We start from the raw sequence: 3,474 nt of genomic DNA, 5'->3' as shown, positions 1-3,474 counted from the left end.
TTAAAACAAGAATCCTTGCCAAGATTACTGCTCTTACACTGATCCAATACATAAATAAATTTGTTTTTGATAGACCTATTAATAACTTGAAGGTTGCTATAACTTAATTAGCACAACGGGTGGAATTACTTTATTTCCTTAACTCCCCGCAAAAGGACTTCCGAATAGGCCTACAGCCAATTCAGCCCATATTAAAAAGAAGGCCCCCAAAACCACGGCAATAAAGAGTAACCTTTGCTGAAGCTTTGGAAATTTTCTCAGAACAAGATCTATTCCCAAACCTGTAATGGATAACAAAACCCCCATAAGGATAAAGTCATATAGTGACCATTGGACTTCTTTTGTAAACTGCATGGCAATAAATGGAATGGATAGCAGAAAGGCTACAAGCAAGAAAATGACGGAGATTCTTTTGGTTTTCATAGTTTGGGTGTTTATGGGGGTTGAAAATAAATGGGATTGTCAGGGTCAGATCAAAACAAAAGAGTCCTCCCTGTATTTGATCAGAACATATTACAAATGTACTATCACTATGACTTTTTTTTCAGTTATGATCAGGATAAATTATCCAATGGCACATTTGCGAAACTTATATTTGCCCATTTTAAACCATTCAAAATTTTTGCTTTCGCAATTCTATAGGAAAACTAATTCCATTATGTTATTTTTACATATTGAAAATAAACAATGAATCTTATGAAAAAATACCTCTTGCTGCCTTTACTCTTGGCGTTTTCAACGGTAGCTGGGCTTTTTGCCCAAGAAGCGCTTTTCCGTAGCCAACAAATCATCAGTCCGGAAATCCAGGAAAACAATAAGGTTACCTTCCGCTTGTTGGCTCCCAATGCCCAAACAGTTCAGGTTACCGGTGATTTTTTACCTACTGTAAAAATAGAATCTCCTATGGGTATGGTGGATGGCCCTGGTAAAGTCGATTTGGTTAAAGGTGATAATGGTGTTTGGGAATTTACCAGTGAACCCCTAGGGCCTGAGCTGTATAATTATTCTTTTATAATTGATGGATTCACAACAAATGACCCCAATAACCCATTTTTGATCAGAGATGTGGCTTCGGTTACCAACATTTTTATTATTGGTGGAAGATATGCTGACCTATTTAAAACCAATACCGTCCCTCATGGTACCGTGGCCCGCAGATGGTACAGTTCCCTTGGATTGGGAATGGAAAGAAGAATAACAGTTTACACTCCTCCAGGATATGAAAATTCTACTGATCAATATCCAGTGCTATATCTGCTACATGGCGCAGGAGGGGATGAGGAGGCTTGGATTTCCTTAGGAAGAACTGCCCAGATCATGGATAACTTGATTGCCCATGGCAAAGCCAAACCTATGATTGTGGTTATGCCCAACGGCAATGTGATACAAGATGCTGCACCTGGAGAAGGAAGTTTAGGATTCTACAAACCACAATTCATGATTCCCAAAACAATGGATGGCACCTATGAAGCAAATTTCATGGATATCGTAAAATTTGTGGAGAGCAATTACAGGGTAAAAGCAGATAAGTCCCATCGGGCAATAGCGGGTCTTTCCATGGGGGGCTTTCACACTATGCATATATCCAGGTATTATCCCAATACCTTTGATTACATGGGTTTATTTTCTGCTGCAATTATGCCTAGAGAAGATGCTACCGCAAAAGTTTATAGTGACATTGATGGTACACTAAAGACTCAAAAGGAAAATGGGTACAAGTTGTATTGGATCGCGATAGGAAAAACAGATTTCTTATTTGACGCCAATGTGGAATTCCGAGAGAAATTGGACAAAATGGGCATGCCCTACGAATATGAGGAAAGCGAGGGGGGACATATTTGGAGAAACTGGAGGGTCTACTTGAGTCAGTTTGCCCCAAGGCTATTCCAATAATGAATAATTACACTTTATAACCCAATACCATGAATCAGATAATCTTTAAAGCCTTCCTTGCTGCTTTTTTGTTGTTAGGCAATGTTGTCTACCTGAAAGCACAGGAAATCAGTGCCATGCAGGCACCACAAGTGGTTTCTCCTGAAGTTGGCCCTAACAATGCTGTCACTTTTAGAGTGTTGTCAGAAACTGCCAATTCGGTGACCATCAATGGAAGTTGGATGGGATTTGGAAAAACCTTACCCTTGACAAAAGGTGAACAAGGAGTTTGGTCAGTTACCATTGAACCATTGGCTTCTTCCATGTACCATTACAACTTTTTAGTAGATGGTGTGGCCACAATTGACCCTACAAATCCTCATGCCTTGAGAGATGGGACACGTTATGCCAGCTTGCTGATGGTACCTGGGGAAGGTGCTGAATTGTTCCAGATGAATGATACACCTCATGGAAATATGTCCCAGGTATGGTATAATTCGCCTTCTCTGGATATAAACCGAAGAATGTATGTGTACACTCCTCCAGGCTACGAATCCAGTAATGAATATTATCCAGTGCTTTATTTATTGCATGGAGGGGGTGGTGATGAAGATGCCTGGACCTCTTTGGGTAGGGCAAATCTGATATTGGATAACCTGATTGCCCAAGGAAAAGCTAGACCCATGATCATCGTCATGACCAATGGAAATGCCTGGCAAACGTCTACTTTGCGTCAGAAACCTGGATTACCTCCGATTACAAGAGAAAGTTATGTTCAGTTTCAAGGTCAGTTTGAAAAAAGTCTTGTAGAAGATGTAATACCCTTCATTGAAAAACACTATAGGGTAAAAGCCAATAAAGAGAGCCGTGCTATCGCGGGCTTATCCATGGGAGGAGGTCATACCATTACAGCTTCCATCACCTATCCGGGCACATTTGGCTATATAGGTGTATTTAGTAGCGGCATATTCAATCAGAATGAGAATATGGATGAAATGGAAAAGAAGTTTTTGGCTTTAAAAGCGAGTGGAGTCTCCAAATATTGGGTAGCCTGTGGTGTGGATGACTTTGTGATGGAATCCAACAAAAGGTTGTTGGATGTTTTGAAGCAAACCAATTTTGAACATGAATACTATGAGAATGAAGGCGGGCATACTTGGGCCAACTGGAGAGAATATTTGAGTTTATTTGCTCCGATGTTGTTTTAAGTTGATGATTTTTTTTGAGAATGCCTTATCTGAACAGGTATTAGATCGGGATTTTCTTTGAATACGAGTTGTTAATTTTCATCTTTCAACAATTTTAAACATATAAAAAAAGCCATCAAAGTTCAACCTAAATTATGGTTCGAAGTAGCCTTTCCTGGTGAATTTGTGGATGAGATCAAAACACAAAAGGAATAATTTCTCACCAATTTCTGGATACTTTTTGAGGTTCTTTTCATAACCAAAAAATAAAAAAAACCGCTTAGAAAATCTAAGCGGCTTGGGGGTGGGCCCACCTGGGCTCTGCCGATAGCTATCGGCACAGGCTACTACGAATCCTAGAAATTGGATATTTGAAGTAAAATATTTAAGCTAAGATTGATTTGTTCGTTCAATT

3 protein-coding genes and 1 pseudogene are annotated in these 3,474 nt (G+C 39.6%); 3 read left to right on the top strand and 1 reads right to left on the bottom strand.

Going from position 1 to position 3,474, the window contains the following annotated elements; genetic code table 11:
- Positions 1-107 (top strand): annotated as a pseudogene (locus QZT73_RS02705) (IS982 family transposase); the annotation flags it as partial.
- A 31-nt stretch (positions 108-138) separates the two neighbouring features.
- On the opposite strand, the gene QZT73_RS02700 reads toward QZT73_RS02705, so the two are convergent.
- Positions 139-423 (bottom strand): hypothetical protein, encoded by a 285-nt coding sequence (locus tag QZT73_RS02700; protein ID WP_291777560.1) that lies wholly within the window; start codon positions 421-423, stop codon positions 139-141.
- Between the two features lie 273 nt (positions 424-696).
- Between QZT73_RS02700 and QZT73_RS02695 the strand changes: the two genes are divergently transcribed.
- Both QZT73_RS02695 and QZT73_RS02690 read left to right on the top strand, forming a co-directional pair.
- Entirely contained in the window at positions 697-1,893 is a 1,197-nt protein-coding gene (locus QZT73_RS02695) for an esterase (protein WP_291777563.1), read from the top strand.
- Between the two features lie 29 nt (positions 1,894-1,922).
- Positions 1,923-3,080: an esterase gene (locus QZT73_RS02690; RefSeq protein WP_291786483.1), complete on the top strand. Its 1,158-nt coding sequence runs from the start codon at positions 1,923-1,925 to the stop codon at positions 3,078-3,080.
- The last annotated feature ends 394 nt before the right edge of the window (positions 3,081-3,474 follow it).

Source organism: Cecembia sp. (assembly GCF_007126775.1).
Classification (GTDB): domain Bacteria; phylum Bacteroidota; class Bacteroidia; order Cytophagales; family Cyclobacteriaceae; genus Cecembia.
Note: the sequence above shows the minus strand (reverse complement) of the source record. Positions and strands in the feature narration are given on the sequence as shown.

What these genes read in the sequence shown, in the direction of transcription:
- QZT73_RS02690 (WP_291786483.1), top strand. Translation starts at nt 1,923, where the DNA reads ATGAATCAGATAATCTTTAAAGCCTTCCTTGCTGCTTTTTTGTTGTTA.
- QZT73_RS02695 (WP_291777563.1), top strand. Translation starts at nt 697, where the DNA reads ATGAAAAAATACCTCTTGCTGCCTTTACTCTTGGCGTTTTCAACGGTA.
- QZT73_RS02700 (WP_291777560.1), bottom strand. Translation starts at nt 423, where the DNA reads ATGAAAACCAAAAGAATCTCCGTCATTTTCTTGCTTGTAGCCTTTCTG.